The organism is Streptomyces sp. NPDC126499 (assembly GCF_040302485.1).
Classification (GTDB): Bacteria; Actinomycetota; Actinomycetes; order Streptomycetales; family Streptomycetaceae; genus Streptomyces.
This window is the reverse complement of the sequence record NZ_JBEOUO010000011.1, coordinates 60,870-86,806: the sequence shown is the minus strand read 5'-3', so window position 1 is coordinate 86,806 and position 25,937 is coordinate 60,870. Positions and strand designations below refer to the sequence as shown.

General features: G+C 74.3%; 21 protein-coding genes and 1 pseudogene. 10 read left to right on the top strand and 12 right to left on the bottom strand.

From position 1 onward, the window contains the following. The first annotated feature begins 178 nt into the window (after window positions 1-178). Genes ABTZ91_RS18500 through ABTZ91_RS18485 form a run of 4 tightly spaced genes read left to right on the top strand, consistent with a single transcriptional unit; the run spans window position 179 to window position 4,514 of the window. The gene (locus tag ABTZ91_RS18500) at window positions 179-1,507 is read left to right on the top strand and encodes an extracellular solute-binding protein (RefSeq protein ID WP_352078225.1); all 1,329 of its coding nucleotides are present in this window, start codon (window positions 179-181) and stop codon (window positions 1,505-1,507) included. After that, window positions 1,504-2,529, top strand: a complete 1,026-nt coding sequence (locus ABTZ91_RS18495) for a sugar ABC transporter permease (protein ID WP_352078224.1) — start codon at window positions 1,504-1,506, stop codon at window positions 2,527-2,529. Before ABTZ91_RS18500 ends, ABTZ91_RS18495 begins: the two co-directional genes overlap by 4 nt. After that, a complete protein-coding gene (locus ABTZ91_RS18490; protein ID WP_352078223.1) occupies window positions 2,526-3,458 on the top strand; it encodes a carbohydrate ABC transporter permease in 933 nt (310 codons plus the stop codon). The genes ABTZ91_RS18495 and ABTZ91_RS18490 overlap by 4 nt, the downstream gene beginning before the upstream one ends. Window positions 3,459-3,488: 30 nt before the next feature. Then, on the top strand, window positions 3,489-4,514 hold the full coding sequence (locus ABTZ91_RS18485; RefSeq protein ID WP_352078222.1) for a LacI family DNA-binding transcriptional regulator: 1,026 nt from the start codon (window positions 3,489-3,491) through the stop codon (window positions 4,512-4,514). Window positions 4,515-5,415: 901 nt separating this feature from the next. Here the strand turns inward: ABTZ91_RS18485 and ABTZ91_RS18480 are convergent. Continuing rightward, window positions 5,416-6,258 carry a LysR family substrate-binding domain-containing protein gene (locus tag ABTZ91_RS18480; RefSeq protein ID WP_407077977.1) on the bottom strand — a complete coding sequence of 281 codons (843 nt, stop codon included), beginning with the start codon at window positions 6,256-6,258 and terminating at the stop codon, window positions 5,416-5,418. Between the two features lie 58 nt (window positions 6,259-6,316). Here ABTZ91_RS18480 and ABTZ91_RS18475 point away from each other — a divergent pair, with 58 nt between their 5' ends. Both ABTZ91_RS18475 and ABTZ91_RS18470 read left to right on the top strand, forming a co-directional pair. Continuing rightward, complete coding sequence (locus ABTZ91_RS18475) at window positions 6,317-6,718, top strand: DUF5997 family protein (protein ID WP_345491578.1); 402 nt, start codon at window positions 6,317-6,319, stop codon at window positions 6,716-6,718. A 117-nt stretch (window positions 6,719-6,835) separates the two neighbouring features. Next, entirely contained in the window at window positions 6,836-7,846 is a 1,011-nt protein-coding gene (locus tag ABTZ91_RS18470) for an aminoglycoside phosphotransferase family protein (protein WP_352078221.1), read from the top strand. Between the two features lie 83 nt (window positions 7,847-7,929). Here ABTZ91_RS18470 and ABTZ91_RS18465 read toward each other — a convergent pair whose 3' ends face one another. The 6 genes from ABTZ91_RS18465 to ABTZ91_RS18440 all read right to left on the bottom strand — a co-directional run bounded on the left by ABTZ91_RS18465 (window position 7,930) and on the right by ABTZ91_RS18440 (window position 15,599). Then, window positions 7,930-9,165 carry an MFS transporter gene (locus ABTZ91_RS18465; RefSeq protein WP_352078220.1) on the bottom strand — a complete coding sequence of 412 codons (1,236 nt, stop codon included), beginning with the start codon at window positions 9,163-9,165 and terminating at the stop codon, window positions 7,930-7,932. Further along, window positions 9,162-9,836 carry a dipeptide/oligopeptide/nickel ABC transporter ATP-binding protein gene (locus ABTZ91_RS18460; RefSeq protein WP_352078219.1) on the bottom strand — a complete coding sequence of 225 codons (675 nt, stop codon included), beginning with the start codon at window positions 9,834-9,836 and terminating at the stop codon, window positions 9,162-9,164. Before ABTZ91_RS18460 ends, ABTZ91_RS18465 begins: the two co-directional genes overlap by 4 nt. Then, window positions 9,833-10,969: an ABC transporter ATP-binding protein gene (locus tag ABTZ91_RS18455; RefSeq protein WP_352078218.1), complete on the bottom strand. Its 1,137-nt coding sequence runs from the start codon at window positions 10,967-10,969 to the stop codon at window positions 9,833-9,835. The genes ABTZ91_RS18460 and ABTZ91_RS18455 overlap by 4 nt, the downstream gene beginning before the upstream one ends. Before the next feature lie 169 nt (window positions 10,970-11,138). Further along, complete coding sequence (locus ABTZ91_RS18450) at window positions 11,139-12,947, bottom strand: ABC transporter permease subunit (protein ID WP_352078357.1); 1,809 nt, start codon at window positions 12,945-12,947, stop codon at window positions 11,139-11,141. A gap of 113 nt (window positions 12,948-13,060) precedes the next feature. After that, window positions 13,061-14,587, bottom strand: coding sequence for an ABC transporter substrate-binding protein (locus tag ABTZ91_RS18445; protein ID WP_407077976.1), 1,527 nt, complete (start codon window positions 14,585-14,587; stop codon window positions 13,061-13,063). 106 nt (window positions 14,588-14,693) lie between these two features. After that, window positions 14,694-15,599 (bottom strand): LysR family transcriptional regulator, encoded by a 906-nt coding sequence (locus ABTZ91_RS18440; RefSeq protein WP_352078217.1) that lies wholly within the window; start codon window positions 15,597-15,599, stop codon window positions 14,694-14,696. Between the two features lie 72 nt (window positions 15,600-15,671). Here ABTZ91_RS18440 and ABTZ91_RS18435 point away from each other — a divergent pair, with 72 nt between their 5' ends. The 3 genes and pseudogenes from ABTZ91_RS18435 to ABTZ91_RS18425 all read left to right on the top strand — a co-directional run bounded on the left by ABTZ91_RS18435 (window position 15,672) and on the right by ABTZ91_RS18425 (window position 20,430). Continuing rightward, entirely contained in the window at window positions 15,672-16,580 is a 909-nt protein-coding gene (locus tag ABTZ91_RS18435) for a dihydrodipicolinate synthase family protein (protein WP_352078216.1), read from the top strand. A 453-nt stretch (window positions 16,581-17,033) separates the two neighbouring features. Beyond that, window positions 17,034-17,966 (top strand): annotated as a pseudogene (locus tag ABTZ91_RS18430) (MFS transporter); the annotation flags it as partial. 649 nt (window positions 17,967-18,615) lie between these two features. Beyond that, the gene (locus ABTZ91_RS18425) at window positions 18,616-20,430 is read left to right on the top strand and encodes a S8 family serine peptidase (protein WP_407077983.1); all 1,815 of its coding nucleotides are present in this window, start codon (window positions 18,616-18,618) and stop codon (window positions 20,428-20,430) included. Between the two features lie 82 nt (window positions 20,431-20,512). Here the strand turns inward: ABTZ91_RS18425 and ABTZ91_RS18420 are convergent, their stop codons facing one another. The 4 genes from ABTZ91_RS18420 to ABTZ91_RS18405 form a co-directional block, all read right to left on the bottom strand. Then, window positions 20,513-21,286 carry a class I SAM-dependent methyltransferase gene (locus tag ABTZ91_RS18420; RefSeq protein ID WP_352078213.1) on the bottom strand — a complete coding sequence of 258 codons (774 nt, stop codon included), beginning with the start codon at window positions 21,284-21,286 and terminating at the stop codon, window positions 20,513-20,515. 70 nt (window positions 21,287-21,356) lie between these two features. Then, window positions 21,357-21,815: a hypothetical protein gene (locus ABTZ91_RS18415; protein WP_352078212.1), complete on the bottom strand. Its 459-nt coding sequence runs from the start codon at window positions 21,813-21,815 to the stop codon at window positions 21,357-21,359. A gap of 76 nt (window positions 21,816-21,891) precedes the next feature. Further along, window positions 21,892-22,092, bottom strand: a complete 201-nt coding sequence (locus ABTZ91_RS18410) for a ferredoxin (RefSeq protein WP_352078211.1) — start codon at window positions 22,090-22,092, stop codon at window positions 21,892-21,894. A 14-nt stretch (window positions 22,093-22,106) separates the two neighbouring features. Next, entirely contained in the window at window positions 22,107-23,297 is a 1,191-nt protein-coding gene (locus ABTZ91_RS18405; protein WP_352078210.1) for a cytochrome P450, read from the bottom strand. 230 nt (window positions 23,298-23,527) lie between these two features. Here ABTZ91_RS18405 and ABTZ91_RS18400 point away from each other — a divergent pair, with 230 nt between their 5' ends. Continuing rightward, the gene (locus ABTZ91_RS18400) at window positions 23,528-24,550 is read left to right on the top strand and encodes an ATP-grasp domain-containing protein (RefSeq protein ID WP_352078209.1); all 1,023 of its coding nucleotides are present in this window, start codon (window positions 23,528-23,530) and stop codon (window positions 24,548-24,550) included. Here ABTZ91_RS18400 and ABTZ91_RS18395 read toward each other — a convergent pair. Further along, window positions 24,522-25,922, bottom strand: a complete 1,401-nt coding sequence (locus ABTZ91_RS18395) for a GH1 family beta-glucosidase (RefSeq protein ID WP_352078208.1) — start codon at window positions 25,920-25,922, stop codon at window positions 24,522-24,524. The two genes, ABTZ91_RS18400 and ABTZ91_RS18395, sit on opposite strands and share 29 nt — an antisense overlap. Between the last annotated feature and the right edge of the window lie 15 nt (window positions 25,923-25,937).

The following is a 25,937-nucleotide window of genomic DNA, read 5'->3' as shown; positions in this document are numbered from 1 at the left end:
AACTCCATCGATCTGTGAACGTGCACACAGAGGATCTCGATGTCGCAACGCAACATAACCGCACACGAGCAACCATTGACAAGTGTCCGGAACGTTTCTCTACTGTGAACGCTCACAGATGCATGGCCGGCCTCCCCGTCCCCGCGGGAGGCCCCTTTCGGTCAGGGAGAAGCACCCCATGCCCCACGCGCTGCACCGCCGCCGCGTCCTCGCCGTCACCGCCGTCGCCACCGCCGCCGTCCTCGGCGCCGCGACCCTCACCGCCTGCGGCTCCTCCGGCTCCGGCGACGAGGACGAGACCGCCTCAGGACCGGTCTCCCTCACCTACTGGGCCTGGGCGCCCAACATGGACAAGGTGGCCGCGATCTGGAACGCCAAGCACCCCGAGATCAAGGTCACGGTGCAGAAGCAGGCATCCGGCGACGACCTCGTCACCAAGATCATCACCGCCGCCAAGGCCCACCAGGCCCCCGACCTGGTCCAGGCCGAGTTCCAGGCCCTGCCCACCCTCGTCAGCAACGACGCCCTCGCCGACATCTCCCAGGAGGTGGCCGGCGCCGAGGACGCGTTCGCCCCCGGCATCTGGCAGCAGACCACCCTCGGCACCGACGCCGTCTACGCGGTCCCCCAGGACTCCGGCCCGCTGATGTTCTTCTACCGCACCGACCTCTTCCGGCAGTACGGCCTGAAGGTCCCCACCACCTGGGACGAGTTCGCCGCCACCGCCAAGGCCCTCAAGACCAAGGCCCCCGACAAGTCCCTCACCACCTTCTCCGCCAACGACGCCGGCCTGTTCGCCGGCCTCGCCCAGCAGGCCGGCGCCCGGTGGTGGACCACCGAGGACCAGAAGTGGAAGGTCGCCATCGACGACGCCGCCACCCGGAAGGTCGCCGACTTCTGGGGCGGCCTGGTCAAGGACGGCGCCATCGACAACCAGCCCATGTACACCCCCGCCTGGAACAAGGCCCTCAACACCGGCGAACAGCTCGCCTGGGTCAGCGCCGTCTGGGCCCCCGGCACCCTCACCACCGCCGCCCCCGACACCAAGGGCAAGTGGGCCATGGCACCCCTGCCCCAGTGGGACCCGGCCAGGCCCAGCACCGGCAGCTGGGGCGGCTCCACCACCGCCGTCACCAACGACTCGAAGCACAAGGCGGCCGCCGCCAAGTTCGCCACCTGGCTCAACACCGACCCCGAGGCCCTGACCGCCCTCGTCAGGGAAGCCGGCATCTACCCCGCCGCCACCGCGGCCCAGAACGGCCCCGCGCTCGCCGGTCCGCCCGCCTTCTTCGCGAACCAGCCCGACTTCTACGCCCGCGCCGCGGAGATCGCGAAGACCACCGCCCCCGCCGCCTGGGGCCCCAACGTCAACGTCGCCTACACCGCCTTCAAGGACCGGTTCGGCACGGCCGCCAAGGCCAGGTCCGGCTTCGACACCGCGCTGGCCGCCATGCAGGACGCCACCGTCGCCGACCTGAAGAAGCAGGGCTTCGAGGTCGCCCGGTGAACCGGCCCCACCAGGGCGCACGCCGGCCCCACCAGGGCGCACGCCGGCTCCACCAGGGCGCACGCCGGCCGTACGGGGCCAAGACGGCCCCGTACGACCGCCCGTCGCGCACCACCACCCTCGAACGACGGCGCACCGCCCCCTACCTCTTCCTCCTCCCGGCCGCCGCCCTCTTCGCCCTCTTCTTCGCCCTGCCCATCGGCTACGCGCTCTGGCTCAGCCTCCACAAGATCGAGGTCAAGGGACTCGGCCTCGGCAAGGGCGCCAAGAGCGAGGTCTGGGCCGGGCTCGGCAACTACACCAGCGCCCTCACCGACCCCGAACTCGCCCGCAGCGCCCTGCGCGTCCTCGGCTACGGCGTCATCGTCGTCCCCGTGATGCTCGGCCTCGCCCTGTTCTTCGCGCTCCTGCTCGACTCCCCGCGCGTCCGGGCCCGTTCCTTCGCGCGGCTCGCGATCTTCCTCCCGTACGCCGTCCCCGGCGTGATCGCGGCCCTGCTGTGGGGCTTCCTCTACCTCCCGGACGTCAGCCCCTTCCACCACCTGCTCGACCGCCTCGGCCTGCCCCTGCCCGACCTGATGGACGGCGGCCTGCTCTACGCCTCCATGGCGAACATCGCCGTCTGGGGCGGCACCGGCTTCAACATGATCGTCATCTACACCTCGCTGCGCTCCCTGCCCGCCGAGGTCTTCGAGGCGGCCAAGCTGGACGGCTGCTCCGAGCTGCAGATCGCCCTGCGCGTCAAGATCCCGATGGTGGCGCCCTCCCTCGTCCTCACCTTCTTCTTCTCGGTGATCGCCACCCTCCAGGTCTTCAACGAGCCCATGACGCTCAAACCGCTCACCAACGGCATCCCCACCACCTGGAGCCCCCTGATGAAGGTGTACGAGGACGCCTTCAGCGGCGGCAACATCCACGCCGCCTCGGCCACGGCCGTGATCCTCGCCGCCGCCACCTTCCTGCTGTCCTTCGCCCTCCTGCGGGCCTCGAACCGCCGCACCACACAAGGAGCAACCCGATGAGCGGGCTCGCCTCCCCGACGCACGAGCGCAAAGCGGCCCCGGCCGCCGGCACCACCCCCGGCACCTCCCAGGGCCCGCCCGCCGCCGGCGCGACGAACCCCCGCCGCACCGCCCTGCTGCCGACCGCCGCCCTCGTCCTCGGCGCGCTCTACTGCCTGTTGCCCGTCGCCTGGGTCCTCGTCGCCGCCACCAAGTCCGGCTCCGACCTGTTCTCCACCTTCAGCTTCCTGCCCGGCGGCGGCCTCGCCGACAACGTGGCCGAGCTCGGCGCGTACCGTAACGGCATCTACTGGCGCTGGATGGGCAACTCCGTCCTCTACGCGGGCCTCGGCGCCCTCCTGTCGACCGTCGTGTCCGCCTTCGCCGGCTACGCCCTCGCCGTCTACCGCTTCCCGGGCCGCGAGGCCTTCTTCAACGTCATCCTCACGGGCGTCCTCATGCCGCCCGTCATCCTCGCCATCCCCCAGTACCTCCTCATGGCCAAGGCCGACCTGACCGACAGCCACCTCTCCGTCCTGCTCCCGCTGATCCTCTCCCCGTACGGCGTCTACCTCGGCCGCGTCTACGCCGAGGCCGCCATCCCCATGGAACTCGTCGAGGCGGGCCGCATGGACGGCGCCGGCGAACTGCGCATCTTCCTGCGGATCGCCGTCCCCATGCTGTCCCCGGGCCTCGTGACGATCTTCCTCTTCCAGTTCGTCGCCATCTGGAACAACTTCCTGCTGCCGTTCATCATGCTCGGCGACGACGAGAAGTTCCCCATGACCGTCGGCCTGTTCACCCTGCTCAAACAGGGCGCCAGCCAGCCCGCCCTCTACACCCTCGTCATCACCGGAGCGCTCCTCGCCGTCGTCCCGCTCGTCGCGCTCTTCCTGGTCATCCAGCGCTTCTGGAGCCTCGACCTGCTCTCCGGCGCCGTAAAGTCCTGAACCACAGGGGAACGAGGGGAAACACACAGCATGAGCACAGCAGCGGGCCGGCGCCGCCCCGCGACCATCCACGACGTGGCACGCGAGGCCGGCGTCTCGCGCGGCACCGTCTCCCGCGTCCTCAACGGCGGCCACTACGTCAGCCCCACCGCCAAGGCCGCCGTCGACGCGGCGATCCGCAAGACCGGGTACGTCGTCAACCGGCACGCCCGATCGCTGATCACCGGCAAGTCCGACTCGGTGGCCTTCCTCCTCACCGAACCCCAGGAGCGGTTCTTCGAGGACCCCAACTTCAACGTCCTGCTGCGCGGCTGCACCCAGGCCCTCGCCGCCCAGGACATCCCGCTCCTGCTGATGATCGCGGGCACCGAGGACGAACGCCGACGCAACCTCCGCTACATCGAGGCCGGGCACGTCGACGGCGTCCTCCTCGTCTCCAGCCACTCCGGGGACCCCGTCGTCGACCGGCTCCACGAGGCCGGCGTGCCTGTCGTCGCCTGCGGCAAACCACTCGGCCAGACCGCCCGGATCGGCTACGTCGCCGCCGACGACCGCGAAGGCGCCCGCGACATGGTGCGCCACCTGTACGCGACCGGCCGGCGCCGCATCGCCACCGTCACCGGACCGCTCGACACCCCCGGCGGCGTCGAGCGGCTCGCCGGCTACCGCGAGACGCTGGACGCCTGCGGGCTGCCGTACGACGAGACCCTCGTCGCCACCGGCGACTACAGCCGCACCGGCGGCGAGACGGCCGCCCGGCAGCTGCTCGACCGGGCCCCGGACCTCGACGCCGTCTTCGTCGCCTCCGACCTGATGGCCCTCGGCGTCCTCGACACCCTCGACCGGGCCGGCCGCCGCGTCCCCGAGGACATCGCCGTCGGCGGCTTCGACGACTCACCGGCCGCCCTGTCCTCCCGGCCCCCGCTCACCACCATCCGGCAGCCCTGGGACCGCATCAGCGCCGAGATGGTCCGCACCCTCCTCGCCCGGATAGCGGGCGAGGACCCGGCCACGGTCATCCTGCCGACGGAACTGGTCCGCCGGGACTCGGCCTGACGGGCCCGGCCCCCGGACCGGCGGTGTTCCCTGAGGCCCGTCCTGCCGATCATGCGGCTGATCCCGCACCGGTCCGAGGGGCCTCGGGAGGGGCACGAGGAAGCGCCGGACCGGAGGATCCCCGGCGCGCCGGCCTTGGTACAACAGTGACGGGTGGGTATCCAGGAGCGCGAACGCAAGATGTACCGGCCGCTGCGGCGGGCCGGCCTCGAGGTGATCCCGGACGCAGTGCCGGACGGCACGATGCCGTTCGTCTTCGGATACGGTCGCGAGGACATTGCCGGCGGCTTCTCCCACCGGTACGAAACCCCACGGCTCGTCGAGCGCCTCAACGAGGACTGGTACGACCTGGCGGTCTCCTCCGGCCTTCTCGACCACCGGCGCGAGTTCCTCGTCCTGCTTCCCCACGGCACTCACACGCACCAAGCCGTCCTGCGCAAGCAGAACCAGCCCTACGGCCGCCGTCACGCACCGGCGGTCTGGACCCGGGTCAGGCTCCTGGACCGGTGGGACGTCATGGGCCGGGGTGCGGCATCGGCGTTCCTCGGCATACGTGCGGGGCGCCCGGGCTTCGGCATGATGGCGCTCGACAGCAGCGTGTACATCGGCTGCTCGACCGGAGAGATCGGTGTCGACGTGGTCGCAGTGGCCCGTCCGGACAGCTCTGAGTCTGCAGGAGCTGGCATGGTACGCATCCTGGGACTACCCCCTTGCCGACAAGGAGGTGCAGAAGCGGATCGCCGTCTGGCTCGCGGGCCGCGCACCGAGGACCGTCAGCCGTGCCGACCGATGACCGCGCCCCCGGCGGCGAGGTCGGCAAGACTGTCGCCGTTCCTCGGGACCGTGACCGCCGCAGCCCTCGCATCCGGCTCCGCGCATGATCGGCCGGACAAGTCCTCGTCTAGGAACGGCGGCGCGGCTTCCCGGAGCGCCCGCTCCTGGGAGCCGGGCCCCCGGCGCCGGTCCGGCGCCGGGCACCCGAGCCCTGCGGCTTCTGGCCCTGCTTCGGCTTCTCCGAGCGGCCGGCCTTCCCGCTCTTCGCCGCCTTCGTCGGCTTCGCGTCCTTCGCGGTCTTCGCCGCCTGCTCGTCGGAGCGGCGGCCCCGCGAGCTGTTCACCGTGCGCCCCCGCACGATCCCGATGAAGTCCTCCACCAGATCGGTGGTGGCGTCCTCCGGCCACGACAGCGCCACCTGCGACTGCGGCGTGCCGGTCAGCGTCCGGTACGTGAGGTCCTTGCGGTGGTACAGCCGCGCGAGGGACTGCGGCACCACCAGAAGCCCGATCCCGGCCGCGACCAGCTCGATCGCGTCGGCCGTCGTCGCCGGCCGCTCGAACGCGGGACGCCCCGGCGGCGTCTCCCAGTCCAGGGTGTCGTCGAGCGGATGCAGCACGATGTCGTCCGCGATGTCCTCGACGGTGACCTCGTCCGCCGCCGCGACCAGGTGGTCCTTGGGGACCACGACGACGGTCGTCTCCGTGTACAGCGGGATGGCGCTCAGCTCCGTACGGTCCACCGGAAGCCGCAGGAAGGCGGCGTCGGCCAGGCGCCCGCGCAGCAGCCCCGCCGCCTCGGCGGCCTCCACCTGCACGAGCTCCAGCGGTACGTCCGGCAGGCGCTCCTGCCAGATCCGCACCCACTTCGAGGGCGTCACTCCCGGCACGTACGCCAGCCGGAAGGAGGCGGCCGGCGAGGCGGAGGGAGCGGGGGCACTGGGGGAGGAGCTTGCGTCCGAGCCTGTCACCAGCCCAGATTACCGGCCGTGGTCGGCGGGGGCGCACCCGACCGATATTCTTGTCGGTATGACGCAGCACCAGACCGCCCAGACGATGAAGCCCGCCACCGCGGCCAAGAAGCTGGGCGTGTACCTCGATGCCACCCCCGCCGAGTTCCGCGAGGGTGTCGTCTCCCGCTCCGAGCTCAACGCGCTCCAGACCGATCCGCCGGAGTGGCTGCGCGAGCTGCGCCGCAACGGCCCGCACCCCCGGCCCGTCGTGGCGGCCAAGCTGGGCATCTCCATCTCCGGACTCGCCCGCGGCGGCGTCACGGAGGCCCTGACCACCGAGCAGATCGAGGCCCTCAAGGACGAGAACCCGGAGTGGCTGCAGAAGGAGCGCGCCACCCAGGCCGAGGTCCGCAAGGAGGCCGCCCGCATCAAGGAGAAGCGCGCCGAGGAGGCCGCGAAGGCCGCCGACCGCGACTGATCCCAGCCGATCACTCCTCCGGCGGCGATCATCCCGATGGGATGATCGCCGCCGGCATTTTTCGCAGCGGAACTATTTCGGATGCGGTGTGTCCGCCCCCAGTGGTGGAATCCCCGGATGGGATGCGACACACCGACGACGGTCGTCGACCGGGGACGGTTCGCCCACGCGGTCACCCCCTGGGAGGACACCGCCTGGCGCGAGGCGGCCCTGGACTGGGCGGTGCGGCAGCTCGCCCGCCACGGACTGCCGGACACCGGCGCCCGTGAGGTGCGGGTGCGCCCCTGGTCGGTCGTCATCCGCTTCCGGACCGGCACGGGCGAGCGCGACGCCGCCTGGTTCAAGGCCGGAGCGCCGGGCAACGCCTTCGAGGCGGGCCTCGGACACGCGCTCGCGCGATGGGTCCCCGAGCACGTCCTGACCCCGCTGGCCGTCGACGCCGAACGCGGCTGGTCCCTGCTGCCCGACGGCGGCCCGCTGTTCCGGCACGTCCTCGACACCGGCGACGCCGGACCGGCGGACTGGCTGGAGGCCGTCGGCCAGTACGCGCGCATGCAGCGCGCCCTCACCCCGTACACGGACCGCATGACCGCCCTCGGCGTGCCCAGCGCCCGCACCCGGGACCTGCCGGGCATCTTCGACGACCTCGTCGAGAACAACCCCACCCTGGACCCGGCCACCCGCCGCTCCCTGCGGGCGCACCGCCCCCGCCTGCTCGACGGGTGCGCCGAGCTCGACGCGATCGGCGTCCCCGACTCGCTCGACCACTGCGACCTGCACGACGCCCAGCTCCTCGCCGCCGGCCCCGGCCGCTACGCCTTCTTCGACTGGGGCGACGCCGCCGTCGCCCACCCCTTCACGAGCCTCCTCGTCCCCGCCCGCGCCGTCCGCGACCGCTACGGCCCCGACGCCGTGATCCGCGTCCGCGACGCGTACCTGGAACCCTGGAGCGACCTCGGCCCCACCCTCCCGGACCTCCGCCGCGCCGCCACCCTCGCCGTCCGCCTGGCCGCCCTCGGCCGCGCGGTCTCCTGGTTCCGCCTCTTCCCCGGCACCCCCACCACGGACTGCCACGAGGCGAGCGCCTACTGGCTCCAGGCACTGTTCGCCGAGCCGGATCTCCTCTAGGGCGTTGTTCGGGCACGGGAGGTGCCCCCACTGGCTGGACTCCCTGCTCCGCCGTGGGATCCGTCCCCCGGGGGCGGCCTCGGTCACGCCGCGACCTTGACCGCCTCACTTCGTTCCGCTCCGTGCGGAACGCATCCCACCGCGAGCAGCGGTACCGCCCCCAGGACCAGCCACGGCAGCGCGCCGCCGAGGTCGAGCAGTGCTCCGACGGGTGCGCCGGCCGTGAGGACCGCGAGGCCGGAGAGGGAGGACAGGGCGCCGGTGAAGAGGCCGAGGCGATGCTCGTCGACGAGGTCCGGCAGCAGGGCGCGGGTCGCCGGCAGCACCAGCATCTGGCCCAGCGTGAGCAGCACCGTGAAGGCCACGGCGGCCGCGACGCCCGGCAGCTCCCGCAGCACCGCCGTCGCCCCGAACGCGCCGGAGATCAGCAGAAGCCCGGCCCGCACCATGCCCGTCCGGCTCAGCCGGGCCGCGGCGAGCCGCTCCAGCGGAGCCGAACCGCACACCACGAGCACCGACGACAGCGCGAACAGCCAGCCGAGCGCCGCCTGCGAGCCCGTGGCCCGGTCGAGTTCCGCCGGGAGCGCCAGATACAGCTGGTTGTACGCCAGCAGATAGCTCGCGTACGCGAGCGCGAGCAGCAGGAAGCGACGGTTGCCGAGCACGAGCCTCCCCGCCGCCCGCACGCTCCCGCTGCCCGCCGCCCGCACGCCACCGCCCGCCGAGGGCGTCCCGCCCCCGCCGCCGCCCCGCGGCATCAGCCACAGCTGGGCGCCCAGCACCAGGACGAACACGGCCGCCCCGACGAGGCAGGCGGTCCGGAAGGCCCCGTCGCCGCCGCCGTACAGCAGCAGCGTGCCGATGACCGGGCCGAGCAGGGCGCCGGCCTGGCCGCCGGCGGAGAAGCGGGCGAGGGTGCGGGTGCGGCGAAGGCCGCCGGAGCGTTCGACGCGCAGCGCCTCCCGGGCGATCTCGGACTCGACGGCCGGTGAGAACAGCGCCGCCGCGAAGCCGACGAGGACCACGGCCCCGATCACCGCCCCGGCACTCGCCGCCACCGCCAGCCAGCAGAACCCGGCCACGCGCAGCGCGCAGCCCACCAGGACCACGGGCCGCGGCCCGTACCGGTCGGTGAGCGCCCCGCCCACCACGAACAGCCCCTGCTGGCTGAACGTGCGCAGCCCGAGCACCAGCCCGACCATGGCCCCGCCCAGTCCGAGCGTTCCGCCCAGGTGATCGGCGAGGTACGGCAGAACGGCGAAGAAGCCCACATTGAAGGCGAACTGACTGCCGATCAGGAGTCGGGCCAGCGGAGTCACGACACCAGCCTCCCCTCGCGCATGCGCAGCACGCGGTCGCAGACGTGCCCGACCGCCGCGTGGTCGTGGGAGATGAACAGAAAGCCAAGCCCCAGGGTTTCCTGAAGATCCATCAGCAGATTGAGGATGCCGGCCCGCAGGGACGGGTCGAGTGCGGACGTCGGCTCGTCGAGCACCAGCAGTTCCGGCCGCAGCGCAAGTGCCCGGGCGATGACGACCCGCTGGCACTGCCCGCCGGACAGTTCGTGCGGCAGCCGCCGCCCGTGTGCGGGATCCAGGCCCACCAGGCCGAGGAGTTCGTCGGCCCGGGCCCGGCCCTCCGCCACCGACCCGCGCCCGTGCACCCGCAGCGGCTCCGCGATCTGGTCCCGTACCCGCCGGCGCGGACTCAGCGACCCGTACGGGTCCTGGAACACCGGCTGGAACCGGGGCCGCAGCGTCCGGAGTTCGCGTTCCCGCAGGGCGGTCAGCTCCACTCCGGCGAACCGGACCGACCCGGAGTGCGGCCGCAGCAGCCGCAGCACCGCCCCGGCCGTCGTCGACTTGCCGCAGCCCGACGGGCCGACGAGACCGACCGACTCCCCCGCGCCGACCTCGAAGGACACCCCGTCGACCACCGGCCGCCCCCCGTACCGTACGACCAGGTCACGCACCTCCAGGAGCGGGCTCATGCCGCCTCCCCGAACGGATCGTGGCACGCGACGGAGCGGCCCTCGACCGCCCGGGGCGCGGGCTCCGTACGCCGGCAGACGTCACCGGCGTGCGGGCAGCGGGGAGCGAAGGCGCAGCCCGCGCCCGCCGCCCCCGGGGCCGGTGGCGCACCGGCGAGGACGGGCAGCCGCGGGCGGCGGGGCAGCCCGCCCCCCGACGTCCCGTCCCACGGCAGCCCACCCCCCGACGTCCCACCCTCCGACGTCCGGTCCCCCGGCAGCCCACCCCCCGACGTCCCACCCTCCGACGTCCGGTCCCCCGGCAGTTCGTCTCCCGGCGGGCCGTCCCCCGGCAGCCCCTCACCCCGTCCGGCCGTCGGCAGTCCATCCGCCGACAGCCCGTCTCCCGGCAGCGCATCCGCCGACAGCCCGGCCGCCGGCAGCGAGGCGAGCAGTCCGCGCGTGTACGGGGCGACCGGGCGGCCAAGGACCAGTTCCGCGGGGCCCAGTTCGACGATCCGGCCCGCGTAGGTCACGGCCACCCGGTCGGCGTGCCGCCGTACCGCCGCCAGGTCGTGGCTGACCAGCAGCAGTGCCGCCCCGGCCACCGCGCACCGCTCCCGCAGCAGCGCGAGCACCCGCTCCTGCCGCTCGGGGTCGAGCGCCGTCGTCGGTTCGTCGGCCACCACCAGATCAGGGTTGTTGACCAGGGCCATCGCGATCACCGCGCGCTGCCGCATCCCGCCCGACAGGGCGTGGGGAAACGCGGCCGCGGCGTCGGGTGCCAGACCGACCCCGGCGAGGGCGCGGCGCGCCACGGCCAGCGCGTCCCCGCGCCCTACCCGCGCCACGGCCCGTACGGCGAAGGCCAGTTGGTCCTCGACGCGGTGTACGGGTGACAGCGCCGACATCGCGTCCTGCGGGATCCACGCCAGGCGCCGGCCGAGATCGGCCGGGGTGACGGGCCTGCCCCGCAGCAGTACGCGGCCCGCCACCTCGGCCCGGCGCGGGAGCATCCCGAGCAGCGCCCGCGCGGTCAGGGACTTCCCGGCCCCGGACTCGCCCACCAGCGCGAGCACCTCGCCGGCGCGCAGGTCGAAGGAGACCCCGCGCACGACCTCCCCGTCGGCGAAGCCGATCCGCAGTCCGTCCACCTGGAGCAGCGGCGCGCAGGAGTCCGGGGAATCGGAGAGGCCGGGAGAGCTGGAAGAGCCGGCAGCGCCGACAGACCCGGGAGACCTGTCGGCAGAGCCGGGAGACCCGGGAGAGCCGGAAGATCCGGAAAAGTGAGGAGAGCCGGCAGAGCCGGGGGAGTGAGGGGGGTCAGACGGGGGGAGCGGCAACGGGCCGGTCCTTCCTCGGTGCGACGACGGAACGAAGGAGAAGACGTAGACGGAGGCACAGAGGGAGCCGGATACGCAGGCCGGGGCGGAAGCCGCCCCGGGCGCGCGGGGCGCGCGGGGCGCGGCGGGCCGGGGTCGCGCCGCGCGACGACAGGCACACCGCGAGCGCGGCGAGCAGCGCCAGCGCCACCGCCGGGGCGAGCGCGGCGACCGGCGCGCGCTCGACGTAGTCGGCCGACTCGTCGAGCAGCAGCCCCCATTCGGGCGCCGGGGGGCGCGCCCCGAGCCCGAGGAAGCCGAGCGACGCCAGGGCGAGCGCGATGCCGGGCAACCGCAGCACGGCGTGCCGGGCGACCGGCCCCGCCACCGTCGGCAGGACGTGCCGGGTCCAGACCCACAGCGGTCCCGCGCCGATCGCCCGCTGCGCCACCAGGAACCGCGAGGCCCGCGTCTCCCGCACCAGCGCCGCCGCGTGCGCGGCCAGCGGCGGCCAGGACACCAGGGTCACGGCGAGGGCCGCCGCCCCGCCGCTCGGACCGGTGACCGCCGCGACGAGCAGGCCGGTGAGCACCGGCGGCAGGGCGTTCGCGACGTCCGCGAGCCCGGCCGCGACGCCCGGGACGAAGCCCAGCACGAGCGCGGTGAGCCAGCTCAGGAACGTCACGGCGAGGGCCGTGCCGACGGTGGCCGCCGCGCCGTGACCGAGTCGGGCGAGCACGTCACGGCCGAGCGCGTCCGCACCGAGCGGATGCGCCGCGGACGGCGCGGCGAGCCGCGCCGTCAGATCCACCGCGTACGGATCGCGCAGCAGCCCCCAGCCGATCACCCCGGCCAGGGCCGCGGCCAGGGCCAGCGGCACGGCGAGCGGGATCCGCCGGGTGCGCGGCTGCGGCAGACCGAGCCCGGCCTCCCGCAGCGCCGGACCGAGCAGCCGCCGCCCGATCAGTGCCGCCGCCGCGCCGGCGAGCAGACCGAGCGCGAGCAGGGCGAGGACGCAGCCCTGGAGCAGCGGCAGGTCCTGCGAGGTGGCCGCGCCCAGCGCTGTACGGCCGATTCCCGGCACGGCGAACACCGTCTCCACGGCCACCGCGCCGCCGGTCAGACCCACGGCGACCATGCCGAACTGGCCGGTGAGCGCGGGCAGTGCCCGGCGCAGCGCCGCGGCGGTGATCCGCCCCCGGCCGGTCCCGGCGCCGCGCCACAGCTCCACCCAGCGCTCGTCGAGGACGGCCGGGAGCGCGTCGGCGACCAGCCGGCCGAGCAGCGCGCCCGCCGGAATCCCGAGGGCGAGGGCGGGCAGCACCAGATGGGCCGGCCCCGCCCAGCCGGAGGTGGGCAGCCACCCCAGCCACACCCCGGCGACGAGCAGCAGGACGAGGGAGAGCAGGAACTCGGGCAGCGCCGCGAGCACCGCCGCCACCGTCCCGGCCGTGGCCCGGCCCCGGAGCAGGACGGGGGCGGCGAGCAGCGTCCCGACGAGCACGGCGACCGCCAGGGCCGCGCCCATCAGGGTCAGGGACACGCCGAGTCCGGCCGTCACCGACGGCAGCACCTCGGCGCCCGACACCCACGACACCCCGAGGTCGCCGTGGAGCAGCCGCGCGAACCAGTGGCCGAGCAGGCCCGCCGGGCCCGCGTCCAGGCCGAGATCGGCCCGGATGGCGGCGAGCGCCTCGGGCGTGGGGGCCTGCTCGGCGGACCGGGCGCGCAACAGGGCGAGCGCCGGGTCCCTGCCGGACAGCCAGGGCAGCAGTCCGACCGCCGTCACGACGGCGGCCAGCGCGAACAGCCGGGCGGCCCCGGCCCGTACGGCCGCAGGACGGACCGTCCGCGTCGCCCGCGCCCGCGCGGACACCCAGGTCCTCGTCGTACGGTCGGGCGTGGCGGGAAGGACGGGCGGCGTCACCGTACGTGGGTGTGGACGGTGACCAGTTCGCGCTCGCGCGGGTCGTGCGCGGCGCCGACGACACGCGCGGCGTCGCCCTGGATCACCCGCTCGTGCAGCAGCGGCACGGCCGCGTCGGTGGCGAGCACGGCGGCCTCCGCGGCGACGACGGCCCGCCTGCGGGCGTCGCCCGCGGCCGTCGTCGAGGCGGTGGTGAGCGCGGAGTCGACGGCGGGGTCGGCGAGCTGGGAGATGTTGAAGGAGCCGTCGCCGGCGAAGTCGCTGTACAGGTAGGCGGCCGGATCGCCGGAGTCGAGCACGGTGGCCCGGGACAGGACGAAGGCGTCGAACTTCCCCGCCAGGGCGTCGGCTTCGATGTGCGCGTACTCGCGCACGTCCAGCTCGACCCGGAAGCCCGCCTTGCGCAGCTGTTGCTGGAGGAGCTGGGCGACCTCGGGCAGCTCGGCGCGGTCGGTGAAGGTGCCGATGGTGATCGTCGCGCCCTTCGGGGTGGCCGGGGCGGTGTGCCGTACGGGGGTACGCAGCTTCGCCGCCCACGGCAGCGCCGGTCCGAGCAGGCCGCCGGCGATGTCCGCGCGGCCCTCGTAGACACCGGAGACGAGGGTGCGGGCGTCGACGGCCTCCCGGGCGGCGGCCCGAAGGGCCGGGTCGCGGAAGGGGCCGCGCCGGGTGTTCAGATAGAGGGTGTTGGTCCGGGGCATGGGGACCTCGGTGATCAGCTTCTGGTCGACGAGACCGGCCTGCGAGACCGGGACCGCCTCGACGATGTCGGCCTCGCCGCTGCGCAGGGCGGCGGCCCGGGCGGTGCCGTCGGGCACGTAACGCACGTCGATGCCCGGGGCCTTCGCGCGGCCGCCCCAGTAGCGGTCGTAACGGTCGAGGGTGGCCGACGCGGTGCCGTCGGCGCGCACGAGCACGAACGGTCCGGTGCCGGCGCCGACCGGGTCGACGGTCTTCCCCCGGTACGCCTTGGCGGCCAGGACCGACAGCTGCGGCGAGCTGAGCCGCTGCGGTACGAGGGGGTCGGTCTGGGCGGTGGTGACGGTGACCGTACGGGGTCCGGCCGCCCGGGCGGTGAGCTCGACCCCGTCGAGGATGCGCGGCTTGGGGGAGGCCTTCGCGGCGGCGGTGAGGGAACGGACGACGTCGGCGGGGGTGAGCGGGCTGCCGTCGTGGAAGGTGACACCGCCGCGCAGGGTGAAGGTCCAGGTCCGTCCCTGCTGCCGCCAGCCGGTGGCGAGCGAGGGGACGGCGTTGCCGTCGGGGTCGAGCCGGACCAGTGTCTCGGCGGTGGACCAGCGCGACAGTTTGAAGGCGTCGTCCGAGAGCGGCGAGAGGCCGGAGCGCGGCGGCTGCATCATGGCGACCCGGATGCGCCCGCCGTTCGCGTCCTCGCCCCCTTTTCCGCTCGGAGCGTTATTGCCGGCGAAGCAGCCGCCGACCAGGGCCGAGGCGGCGGTGACGGCGACGGCGGCGAGCAGGCCGCGACGGGCGAAGGGGGTGTTTCCGGGCAGGCGAGACACGAGGGGTCCTCAAAGGGAGCGGGGTGCGGTGATGCCCCGACCTTAGCAGAATGAAAATCATTCTCTTTAAGGTCCCCGCTGGTGCGTGCTGAAGGCGGGTGCGTGCTCAAGGGGCGCCGAGACGCCCGGGTACGGACTCCCGCAGCGCCCGCGTCAGCGCCGCGATCGCCGGATGCGGGCCCGCGCCGCGCCGGAAGGCGATCCGCGTGCGGCGACGGACCGGCAACGCCGTCAGGCACACCCCGGGCGGCGGATCCGTCGCCCCCAGCTGCGGTACGACGGCCACGCCCTGGCCGACACCGACGAAGGCCAGGACCGTCGCGAACGCGTCCACCTGGTGGCGCACCCGCGGCACGAACCCCGCGGCCCCGCACATCTGTTCCGTCACCGCCCGGCACAGCGTGTCCGGGGCCGCCATGATCCAGGGCGCGTCCCGCCAGTGGGCGAGCAGCGCGAGACCGCCGAGCCCGGCGGGCGCGGGCGACGGCGCGGCCAGATACATCTCCTCCTCGCACAACGCCTCGGCCGCCAGCCCCGGTTCGAGCGGCGCCGGCACCAGGTCGTAGTCGTGGATCAACGCCACGTCCAGGTCACCCGCGCGCAACGCGTGCGCCGCCCCGGCCGGATCCGTCTCCGACACCATCGGCTCGAGCGCCGGATGCCGGGCGGCCAGCAGCATCAGCGCCTCCGGCACGATCGCGCGGGTCGCGGTGGGGAAGGCGCCGATCCGCAGCGGCCCCGCCGGGCCGTGCCGCGCCTCGGCCAGCTCCGCCGCCGCCCGCTCCAGACGTTCGAGCACCGCCTCCGCGTGCCGCACCAGCTTCTGCCCGGCCGGGGTCAGCCGCACCCCGCGCCCGGACCGTTCGAGCAGGGCCACCCCCGCCTCCCGTTCCAGGGTGGCCAGTTGCTGCGAGACGGCCGACGGGGTGAAGGACAGGGCCTCCGCGACGGCGGCGATGGTGCCGCGCAGGGCCAGTTCGCGCAGCAGGCGCAGACGTCGTACATCGAGCATCAGCTCAGCTTACGGTTCGCCTCAAAAACGCGAACTGGACCTGAGGGTACGGTGGCGAGCACCCTCGACGACATGGCACAGCACTTCACCCCGTACGGGATCCACGTCCCCCTCGTCACCCCCTTCGCGCGCGACGGCCGCCCCGACCTCGACGCCCTGGAAGGACTCGCGCACTCCCTGCTCGACGACGGCGCCGCCGGGCTCGTCGCGCTCGGCACCACCGGCGAGGCCGGCGCGCTCGACCCCGACGAACGCCGCTCCGTCGTCGACACCTGCGCCCGGGTCTGCCGGGCCCGCGAGGCCCAGCTCGTCGTCGGCGCGGGCAGTGGCGCGACCGCCACCGCGGCCCGCGAACTCGCCGCGCTGAGCGGGTGGCCGGAGATCCGGGCAGCCCTCGTGACCGTGCCCGCCTTCGTACGGCCCTCCCAGGACGGGGTGGTCGCCCACTTCGCACGGCTCGCCGCCGACAGCCCCGTACCGCTGGTCGTCTACCACATCCCGTACCGCACCGGCCGCCCGCTCGACGCCGCGACCCTGCGCACCCTCGGCGGACTCCCGGGCGTCGTCGGCGTCAAGCACGCCGTCGGCGGCATCGACCAGGACACCGTCGCCCTGCTCGGCGACCCGCCGGCCGGCTTCGCCGTCCTCGCGGGCGACGACGCCTTCGTCTCGCCCCTGCTCGCCCTCGGCGCCACCGGCGGCATCCTCGCCTCGGCCCACCTGGCCACCGACCGCTTCGCCGCGCTCGCCGACGCCTGGCGGGCGGGGGACACCTCCCGGGCCCGCGCCCTCGGACACCGCCTCGCCCGCCTCTCCGGCCGCCTGTTCGCCGAGCCCAACCCGGCCGTCGTCAAGGGCGTCCTGCACGCCCAGGGCCGCATCCCCACCCCCGACGTACGGCTGCCGCTGCTGCCCGCCACCGAGGAGTCGGTGGCGGCGGCGATGAAGGAACTGGCGGAGGTCGGCGCGGCGGCTGATTGATCGGTACGGGGGAGGGGCGCGGCGGCCCGTCCCGGCGGCGGACACGCGGCGCGAACAACCGGCGCGGATGCCTGGCAGCCCCGGCGCGAACGCCTGGCGGTCCCGGCGGCGGACACGCGGCGCGAACGCCCGGTGCGGACACGCGGCGCGAACGCCCGGCGCGAAGGCCCGGCCCGCCCCCGGTGCGAACGCCCGGTCGGCGAAATTCCGTTGCCGCCCCGGGACGCTCCCCGTAAGGTGCCCCGCATGACGAGCTCCAGCCCCGAGTCGGAGAGAACGGAGCCGCCGGTCACCCGGCGGCGGGCCGTGCGCTGAGCCGGAAGCGGAAGCTTTCCCGGCCGCCCTCCGCTGCGAGTGACCGGACGCGCCCGCGGGTCCGTGTGAGGGTGACGCAGTGCGTCGGCCGGTACGCGGACCTCCCCGTCCGCCTCTCTCGACGCCGGAGTCACGTCCTTGCCCGTCTTCCTTCATGTCCTGGGGCTTGCCGTTTTCGCCCAGGGCACCTCCGAGTTCATGCTGTCCGGGCTCGTCCCGGACCTCGCCCACGACCTCCACGTCTCCACCGCCGCCGCCGGCGGCCTCACCTCCGCGTACGCGATCGGGATGATCGTCGGCGCGCCCCTGACGGCCGCCCTGAGCGCCCGATGGCCGCGCCGCCCCGCTCTCGCCGGCTTCCTCGCGGCCTTCGTCCTCGTCCACGTGGTCGGCGCGCTCGCGACGGACTTCGTCGTGCTCTTCGCGACCCGTGTCGTCGCCGCCGTCGTCAACGCCGGTTTCCTCGCGGTCGCCCTGCCCTTCGCCGCCGGTCTCGTCGAGCCGCCCCGCCGGGCGCGGGCGACCGCCGTCCTGTTGTCGGGCGTGACCCTCGCCTGCGTCGTCGGTGTGCCGGCCGGAGCGCTGCTCGGCGAGACGTACGGCTGGCGCTCGGCGTTCTGGTCCGTCGCCGCCCTGTGTCTGCCCGCGCTCGCGCTCGTCCTGCGCTCGCCCGCCGCCGCGACGCCGGACGGCCCGCCCATCCCCGATGCGGCGCCCACCCCCGACGCGGCCGCCCGTCCCGAGGTCTCGACCCACCCCGACGCGGCGACCGGCCCCGATGCGGCGCCCGGCCCCGACGCCCCGCCCCGCCCCGACGCCTCGACCCACCCTGACACGCCGCCCCGCCCCGACGTCTCCGTGCGACGTGACCTCGGCGTGCTGGCGTCCCGCCCGCTGCGGACGGCCCTCGGGGTCGCCGCCCTGGTCAACGGTGCCACCTTCGCGACCTTCGCCTTCCTCGCGGTCGTCGCCGAGGACGTCGCCCGCCTGCCCTCCGGAGCGGTCCCCGGGCTGCTCGCCGCGTTCGGCGCGGGCGCGTTCCTGGGGGTCACCGCCGCCGGCCGCATGGCGCCGGGAGCGGGGCCGGGTGCGGCGCTCCGGTACGGCCGCCGCGCGTTCGGGGCGCTCACCGCCGGCTGGGTGCTGCTCGCGCTGACGGCGGTCCATCCCGTGACGCTCTTCCTCCTCGCGGCCGTCCAGGGCGCGCTGTCCTTCGGCCTCGGCACCGCCCTCGTCAGCCGCGTCCTGCGCCTCGCGTCCGGCGCCCCGGTGCTGGCCGGCGCGTTCGCCACCGTCGGACTGAACACGGGCGCCTTCGCGGGCCCGCTCCTCGCCGCCGCCGCGACCGGCCGGACCGGCGCCCCCGTCACCGCCGTGTGGACCAGCGCCGTCCTCGCCGCCGCCGCGGCGCTCCTCACCGCCGTCGACCGCGCCCGCTCCCACCGGAGGGGGAAAACCACGCCGACGCGGACCTGACGAGCCGTCACGGACGGCGGGTGGCGGCAATGCCCCACCTGACCTCGTTCGTCCCCCGACATGGCGTGCCGTCAGATCAACAATGGGTAACGGAAAGGGAGAGGACGGACAGAATCCTTCCCTCCGGTACCGGCGTCCTGGGATCTTGCGTCCACCCCACACATCACAGGGCCCGGCCGGTGCCACCAGCTCCTCCGGGCCATCGGAGGACGCATTGTTTTCCCACATATCGAGCCGGCTGAGACTGCCGGTCGCGGCCGCCGTCGTCGTCGGCGCCACCGTCGCCCTCACCGCCCCCGCCCAGGCGCGGGTCCTGCCCGTGGAGACGGCGGCGAAGGCGGCCCAGGGAGCCCGTACCGCCCCGGCCGCGCAGGCGCCGGCGAAGTCCGCGGCCGGTACGCGGGCCGGCACGGCCGCCTGGGCCGCCGGTACGCGCGCGTACCTGGTCATCACCACGCCCGGTGACACCACGGCCGTCCGCAACGCCGTCGCCTCCCACGGCGGCACCGTCTTCGCCGCCTACGACGCCATCGGCGTCATCGTCGCCCACTCCGCCTCCACCTCCTTCGCCGCCACGATGCGCGGCGTTTCCGGGGTCCAGCAGGTCGGCGCGACCCGCACCTCCGACGTGCCGGCCGACGCGTACAACCCGGCGCTTCCGGCGACCCCGTCGCAGTCCACGACGACCCTGAATGAGACCAACCGCTGGGACATGACGCAGATCAAGGCCGACCAGGCCTGGGCCGTCACCACCGGCTCGGCCGCGGTCAAGGTCGGCGTCCTGGACACCGGAGTCGACGACCGGCACCAGGACATCGCGCCCAACTTCAACGCCGCGGACTCCGTCTCCTGCGCCTACGGCAAGGCCGACACGCGCGCCGGTGCCTGGCGCGACGTCGGCACCCACGGCACCCACGTCGCGGGCACGATCGCCGCCGCGAAGAACGGCAAGGGAGTCATCGGCGTCGCCCCCGGAGTGAAGATCTCCTCCGTGCGCATCGCCGAGCCGTCCACCAGCCTGTTCTTCGCGGAGAACACCATCTGCGGGTTCATGTGGGCGGGCGACCACGGCTTCAAGGTCACCAACAACAGCTATTACACCGACCCGTGGCAGTTCAACTGCCCCGACAACGTCGACCAGGCCGCCATCATCGAGGGCGTCCGCCGCGCCCAGGCGTACGCCGAGTCCAAGGGCTCGCTGCAGGTCGCCGCGGCCGGCAACGCCAACTACGACCTGGCCAACAAGACGACCGACACCGAGAGCCCCAACGACTCGACGCCGGTCACCCGCACCATCACCAACGCCTGCATCGACATCCCGACCGAGCTGCCGGGCGTCGTGACGGTCTCCGCACAGGCCAACGGCGGTGCCAAGGCCTCGTACTCCAACTTCGGCAACGGCATCATCGACATCGCCGCGCCGGGCGGCGACGGTGCCAGCGGCGTCTACTCCACGCTGCCGGGCGGCAAGTACGGCTCCATGAGCGGTACGTCGATGGCCTCCCCGCACGTCGCCGGCGTCGCCGCCCTCCTCGCGAGCGTGAACCCCTCCTACACCCCGGCGGACATCCGCGCCGCCCTCGCGACGCAGGCCACCGACAAGGCCTGCCCCTCCGACAGCCGCTGCACGGGCACCACGGCCAAGAACGGCTTCTTCGGCGAGGGCCAGGTCGACGCGCTCAAGGCGGTCGGCGGCGCGACCCCGCCGCCCACCGGCCCGTACTTCGAGAACCTCGCGGACGTCACCATCGTCGACAACGCGACGGTCGAGAGCCCGATCACCGTCTCCGGGGTCACCGGCAACGCCCCGTCGACGCTCAAGGTCGGCGTCGACATCAAGCACACCTACCGCGGTGACCTGGTGCTCTCCCTCGTCGCCCCGGACGGCACGGTCTACCCGCTGGAGGACTTCACCAACAGCGACAGCACCGACGACGTCGCCAAGACCTACGCGGTGAACGCCTCCGCCGAGCCGGCGAACGGCACCTGGAAGCTCCGCGTCCAGGACATCGCCTCCCAGGACACGGGCCGCATCGACGCCTGGAACCTGACCTTCTAGGCCGCCTTCCGGGCAGCCCGCCCGACGCACGCCGAGCCCCCGGGAGCAGCCTCCCGGGGGCTCGGCGCCTCCCGTCCGACGGCTACGCGACCGCGTCCGGAGCCGCCGCCGGCACCTCGAGGACGAAGAAGAGGAAGCAGGGCTTGGTAGCGAGGTCGTGGAAGCCGTCGGGGAACAGCTCCCGTGCGGCCGGGTCGGGCCGCGGCTCGCTGAGAGCGGAAAGCCGGAAACCGGCGGCGGTGAAGGCGTCGGTCATCGCGTGCAGCGGCCTGCGCCAGAATCTCATCGGAACGGACCGCTCACCGAAGCTCCAGTCGAAGCCGTAGCTGGTGGTCGCGAAGTAGTCGGGCCGCGGATCCGTGAACTCGTAGGCCACGATGGGATGTTCCACCGAGGCGATGAGCCGGCCGCCGGGCCGGAGCACCCGCCGCAGCTCGGCCAGCGCCGGCCCCCAGTCCTCCAGGTAGTGCAGCACCAGGGACGCGACCACGTCGTCGAACACGCTGTCGGCGAACGGCAGGGGCTCGCCCAGATCCCCCAGGCGCAGGTCCACGTCCGCGCCGAGCCGTCGCCTGGCCAGCGCCAGCATCGCGGCGCTGGCGTCGAGGCCCGTGACGACCGCGCCGCGCTCGCGCAGCGCCGCGGACAGGGGGCCCGAGCCGCACCCGGCGTCCAGGACGCGCCGGCCGGCCACGTCCCCGGCGAGGGCCCGCATCGCGGGCCGCTCGTAGTGGGCGTTGACGAGGTTGTTCTCGGTCTTCGCCGCGTACGCCTCGGCGAATCCGTCGTAGTCGTTCGTCCGGGCGGGGGTCTCGGCCCGGACACGGTGCACCGGTGCGTCGGTCACTGGGTCCATCGTCGCACCCTAGTGCGCGCGTGATCCGCGGGACCAGGGCCGCCCGGATCGAGTATCCCGGTCGCGGCACTCAGCCGGCCGAGAGCCGTATCTCCGTCAGATATCCGGCCGGTGCGTGTGCGTGTGCGTGTGCGGGCGCGTGCGGCAGGCTCACCGTGGGGTGCGGGTCCGATGTCAGGACGTCGAGCACCTCCCTCGCCGGGTGGCCGAACACGTCCACGTCCCGGAGCGTCACCGGTACGGCGGAGGGCTCCGTCGCCGCCCCGCCGTACCGGCCGAGACGGACCGTCGCCAGGCCGCTGACCGTGTGCTCCGCCCGGCCCCAGCGGTCGGCCGTGTCACCGCACACGAGCAGTTCCAGGCCCTCGTACGAGGCCGAGAAGGACCACCCGGCGCCGCACACCCAGGTTCCGCGCACGTCCGCCAGCGTCGCGACGGCCCACTGGGCCTCGCGCTCGGGCATGCCGAACCGCAGCACGCCCGCACCACGCGGCAACACGAGCCCCACCCCGGGCAGCACCTCGAACACGACCCGATCGTGCCCCGGCGCCGGACGCCGGGGCAACGGGGCGCCGGGGGCAACGCCTACGCGCCGGGGGCAACGCCTACGCGTCGAGCGTGATCGCCTGTACGGGGCAGGCGCGGGCCGCCTCGCGGACCAGCGGCCCGTCCCCACCGCCCCCGCCGTCCTCGCCGCCCGGGACGACGGTGCCGAAGCCGTCGTCGTCCTGGGTGAAGACGTCGGGCGCGACCAGGGCGCACTGCCCGGCGCCGATACAGACGTCCGTGTCGAGAAGGATGCGCATCGGCCGGTTTCCTCTCACCAGGTGACGGGGAGTTCGAGCATGCCCTGGATCGTGTCCCCGGGCTTGAAGGGGACCTCCTCGGCGGGCACGGCGAGTCGCAGTCCGGGCAGCCTGCGCAGCAGCGTCCCGAGTGCGATCTCCAGCTCGGCACGGGCCAGGTTCTGCCCCAGGCACTGGTGGATGCCGAAGCCGAACGCCACGTGGTGCCGCGCGGGCCGGGACCAGTCGAGCGTGTCCGGATCGGCGTAGACCGCGCCGTCCCGGTTGATGACGGACGTGGCGAAGACGACGCCCTCACCCGCCCGGATCACCGCACCGCCGACCTCCACGTCCTCGCGCGCGACCCTCAGCATCCCGTCCGCGATCGACAGGAAGCGCAGCAGCTCCTCCACCGCCGTGGGCAGCAGGGCGGGATCGGCCCGCAGCTCCGCGAGCCGCTCGGGATGGCGCAGCAACGTGTACGTCCCCAGGGAGATCATGTTGGCCGTGGTCTCGTGCCCCGCGACCAACAGGATCGTCGCCAGCTCGACCAGCTCCTCGCGGTCGGGTACGCCGTCCTCGGGCCGCCGGGCCACCAGGTCGTCGAGCACCCCCTCGCCCGGCTCGGCCCGCTTGCGGTCGATCAGATCGCCCAGGTAGTCCTCCAGGCGGGCGAGGGCCTCCTCCGTGTCCGCGCCGGTGGGGCCGCGCAGCAGCCGGCGGGACTGCTCCTCGAAGAAGTCGTGGTCCTCGTACGGCACGCCGAGCAGGTCGCAGATCACGATCGACGGCACCGGCAGGGCGAACGCGCCGACCAGCTCCGCCGGGGGTCCCGTCTCCTCGATGGCGTCGAGCAGCCGGTCCACGGTCGCCTGGATGCGCGGTCGCAGGCTCTCCGTGCGCCGGAGCGAGAAGCTCGGGATCAGCATCCTCCGCTGGGCGTTGTGTTCGGGATCGTCCCAGCCGAGCAGCGCGGCCCGGCGGCGGCGGCGCACGCGTGCGGCCCGCTCGGTCGGCAGCGGGAAGTCCTCCCGGGTGGAGTCGGTGGACAGCCGCTGGTCCGCGAGGAGGGTCCGGGCGGCCTGGTGTCCGGTGACGAACCACACCTGGCGTCCGTCCCAGAGGGTGACGCGCGACAACGGGCGTTCCTCGCGCAGGGAGTCGTAGGCGGTCGGCGGGTGGTAGGGGCAGGTCCGGTTCTGGGGGAAGGCCACGGCTTCGGTCATGTCCGGTCCTCGCAGACGGCTGAGCTTCGGCTTCTACGGTGGTGCCGTCTCCACTACATGCCTCAGGCATCTATCCGGTCTACGCACAGTTCGGCCAAACCGCCGGAACGAGTGGATCCATCCGGCCGTCGTCCGGCCGTCGTCCGGCCGTCGTCCGGCGGCCTTGAGTCGCCAACCGCCCGTCGACCGGCCGACGCGCCGCCCCGCCCCCGTCGGCTACCGTGCACCGCATGCCGCTTCCCGCCCTGCTGTTCCCCGCCGACCCGCTCGCACCGCACCGGCCCGACCCGCACTACGCGGCGGAAGCGCGCCGCGCCGGGGAACTCGGTGGCACTCCCGCCGTCGTCGACCACGACGCGCTGCTCGCCGGACGCGCCCGGGAGGCCGTCCGCCGGGTGCCGGCGGACGGCGGCCCTCTCTGGTACCGGGGCTGGATGCTGCCGCCGACGGCGTACGCGGCCCTGGAAACCGCCCTCGCCGCCCGCGGCCGGACCCTGCTCACCCCGTCCGCCGCCTACCGGCAGGCCCACGAACTTCCCGGCTGGTACGCGGCCTTCGCCGCCGTCACCCCGCGCAGCCGCTGGATTCCCGGCGGCGGCATGCCGGGCGACACGGAGCTGAAGCAGGCGGCCGGGGAGCTCGGCGGACGCGGCCCGGCGATCGTCAAGGACTACGTGAAGTCCCGCAAGCACGAGTGGGCACAGGCCTGCTTCGTACCGGACCTCGCCGACACCGAGGGCCTGCGCCGGGTGGTCGGACGCTTCGTCGAGCTGCAGGGCGACGACCTGGCCGGCGGGGTGGTGCTGCGCCGCTTCGAGCGGTACGTGCGCGGCGCGGCCGACCGGGCCGAGGAGGCCCGTGTCTGGTGGCTCGACGGCGAGCCGGTCCTCGTCGGCCCGCACCCGGACACACCGGACGTGCGGCCCGCCCCGGACCTGTCGGCGGTCCGCCCCCTGGTCCGGGCCCTCGGCTGCCGCTTCGTCACCACCGACCTGGCGCGCCTCGCCGAGGGCGGCGCCTGGCGGGTGGTGGAGGTGGGCGACGGCCAGGTCAGCGACCTGCCGAGCGGCACCGACCCGGCCGCGCTCCTGACGGCCCTGCTGTCCGCGCCGCTCGCCGCGCCGTCCGCTTCACCGCCCGCCGCGCCCTTCACCGCGCTGCCCGACGCGCCGCCCGACGCGCCGCTGTCCGCGCCCCTCGCCGCGCCGCCCGCCGGGCCCCCGGCTACGCCTCCAGACCCCCGCGCGCGATGACCCCCGCGTACCAGTGGGCGCTGTCCTTGAACGTCCGCCGCTGGGTGGCGAAGTCGACGTGGACGATGCCGAACCGCTTGCTGTAGCCGTACGCCCACTCGAAGTTGTCGAGCAGCGACCAGAGGAAGTAACCGCGGACGTCGGCGCCGTCCTCGATCGCCCGGTGGACCGCCGCCAGGTGCGCGCGCAGATACGCCACCCGCTCGGGGTCCTTCACCTGGCCCTCCGGATCGGCGTAGTCGTCGTACGCGGCGCCGTTCTCGGTGATCACCAGGGGAACGCCGGGCAGGTCGTCGCGCAGCCGGACGAGCAGCTCGTGCAGCCCGTTCGCGTCGACCGGCCAGTCCATCGCCGTGCGCGGCCCCGGTGCCGGAAGGAAGCGCACGTGCCGCTCGGCGCCCGCCCACGGCGACGGCGCCGGCGAGGACCCGGCGGCGACCACGGTGGGGGAGTAGTAGTTGATGCCCAGCGAGTCGATCGGTGCCGACGCGGTCCGGAGGTCCCCGTCCCGTACGAACGACCAGTCCGTGACCGGGGCGGTGTCCCGGACCAGGTCCTCGGGCAGGGTGCCGTGGAAGACCGGGTCGAGGAAGACGCGGTTGCCGACCGCGTCGATCCGGCGGGCCGCGTCCAGGTCCTCGGGCGCCTGCGTGTGCGGGCGCACCGCGTGGAGGTTGAGGGTCAGCGAGACCTCGGACCCCGCGGGCAGGGCGGCGCGCAGCGCCCGGGTCGCAAGACCGTGGGCCAGGTTGAAGTGATGGGCGGCGCGCAGGGAGGCGAGGGCGCTGGTGCGGCCGGGCGCGTGCACCCCGCTCCCGTAGCCGAGGAAGGCGGCGCACCACGGCTCGTTCAGGGTGGTCCAGGTCGCCACGCGGTCGCCGAGCGCCTCGGCCATGAGGGCCGCGTACTCGCCGAAGCGCCGTGCCGTCTCGCGCTCGGGCCAGCCGCCGGCGTCCTCCAGTTCCTGCGGCAGATCCCAGTGGTAGAGGGTGGCCACGGGCCGGATGCCGGCCTCGCGCAGTTCGTCGGTGAGCCGTCGGTAGAAGTCGAGGCCCTGGCGCACGGCCGGCCCGCGCCCGGTGGGCTGCACCCGGGGCCAGGAGACGGAGAAGCGGTAGTCGGTCACCCCGAGCCGGCGCATGAGCGCGATGTCCTCGCTCACGCGGTGGTAGTGGTCGGCGGCGATGTCGCCGGTGTCCCCGTTGCGGACCTTGCCCGGGACGCGGCTGAAGGTGTCCCAGATGGAGGGGGTGCGGCCGTGTTCGGCGGCGGCTCCCTCGATCTGGTACGCGGCGGTGGCGGTGCCCCAGCGGAAGCCGGCCGGGAACCGGAGCGGGGTCGTGGTGCGGGGGCGGGGGTCGAGCGCGGTCATGAGGCGGGAACTCCC

Excerpts from the sequence above, each read along its gene's own strand:
- ABTZ91_RS18500 (WP_352078225.1), top strand. The coding sequence starts at position 179 with ATGCCCCACGCGCTGCACCGCCGCCGCGTCCTCGCCGTCACCGCCGTC.
- ABTZ91_RS18470 (WP_352078221.1), top strand. The coding sequence starts at position 6,836 with ATGGGATGCGACACACCGACGACGGTCGTCGACCGGGGACGGTTCGCC.
- ABTZ91_RS18395 (WP_352078208.1), bottom strand. The coding sequence starts at position 25,922 with ATGACCGCGCTCGACCCCCGCCCCCGCACCACGACCCCGCTCCGGTTC.
- ABTZ91_RS18420 (WP_352078213.1), bottom strand. The coding sequence starts at position 21,286 with ATGGACCCAGTGACCGACGCACCGGTGCACCGTGTCCGGGCCGAGACC.
- ABTZ91_RS18410 (WP_352078211.1), bottom strand. The coding sequence starts at position 22,092 with ATGCGCATCCTTCTCGACACGGACGTCTGTATCGGCGCCGGGCAGTGC.
- ABTZ91_RS18475 (WP_345491578.1), top strand. The coding sequence starts at position 6,317 with ATGACGCAGCACCAGACCGCCCAGACGATGAAGCCCGCCACCGCGGCC.
- ABTZ91_RS18440 (WP_352078217.1), bottom strand. The coding sequence starts at position 15,599 with ATGCTCGATGTACGACGTCTGCGCCTGCTGCGCGAACTGGCCCTGCGC.
- ABTZ91_RS18400 (WP_352078209.1), top strand. The coding sequence starts at position 23,528 with ATGCCGCTTCCCGCCCTGCTGTTCCCCGCCGACCCGCTCGCACCGCAC.
- ABTZ91_RS18490 (WP_352078223.1), top strand. The coding sequence starts at position 2,526 with ATGAGCGGGCTCGCCTCCCCGACGCACGAGCGCAAAGCGGCCCCGGCC.
- ABTZ91_RS18485 (WP_352078222.1), top strand. The coding sequence starts at position 3,489 with ATGAGCACAGCAGCGGGCCGGCGCCGCCCCGCGACCATCCACGACGTG.
- ABTZ91_RS18435 (WP_352078216.1), top strand. The coding sequence starts at position 15,672 with ATGGCACAGCACTTCACCCCGTACGGGATCCACGTCCCCCTCGTCACC.
- ABTZ91_RS18405 (WP_352078210.1), bottom strand. The coding sequence starts at position 23,297 with ATGACCGAAGCCGTGGCCTTCCCCCAGAACCGGACCTGCCCCTACCAC.
- ABTZ91_RS18460 (WP_352078219.1), bottom strand. The coding sequence starts at position 9,836 with ATGAGCCCGCTCCTGGAGGTGCGTGACCTGGTCGTACGGTACGGGGGG.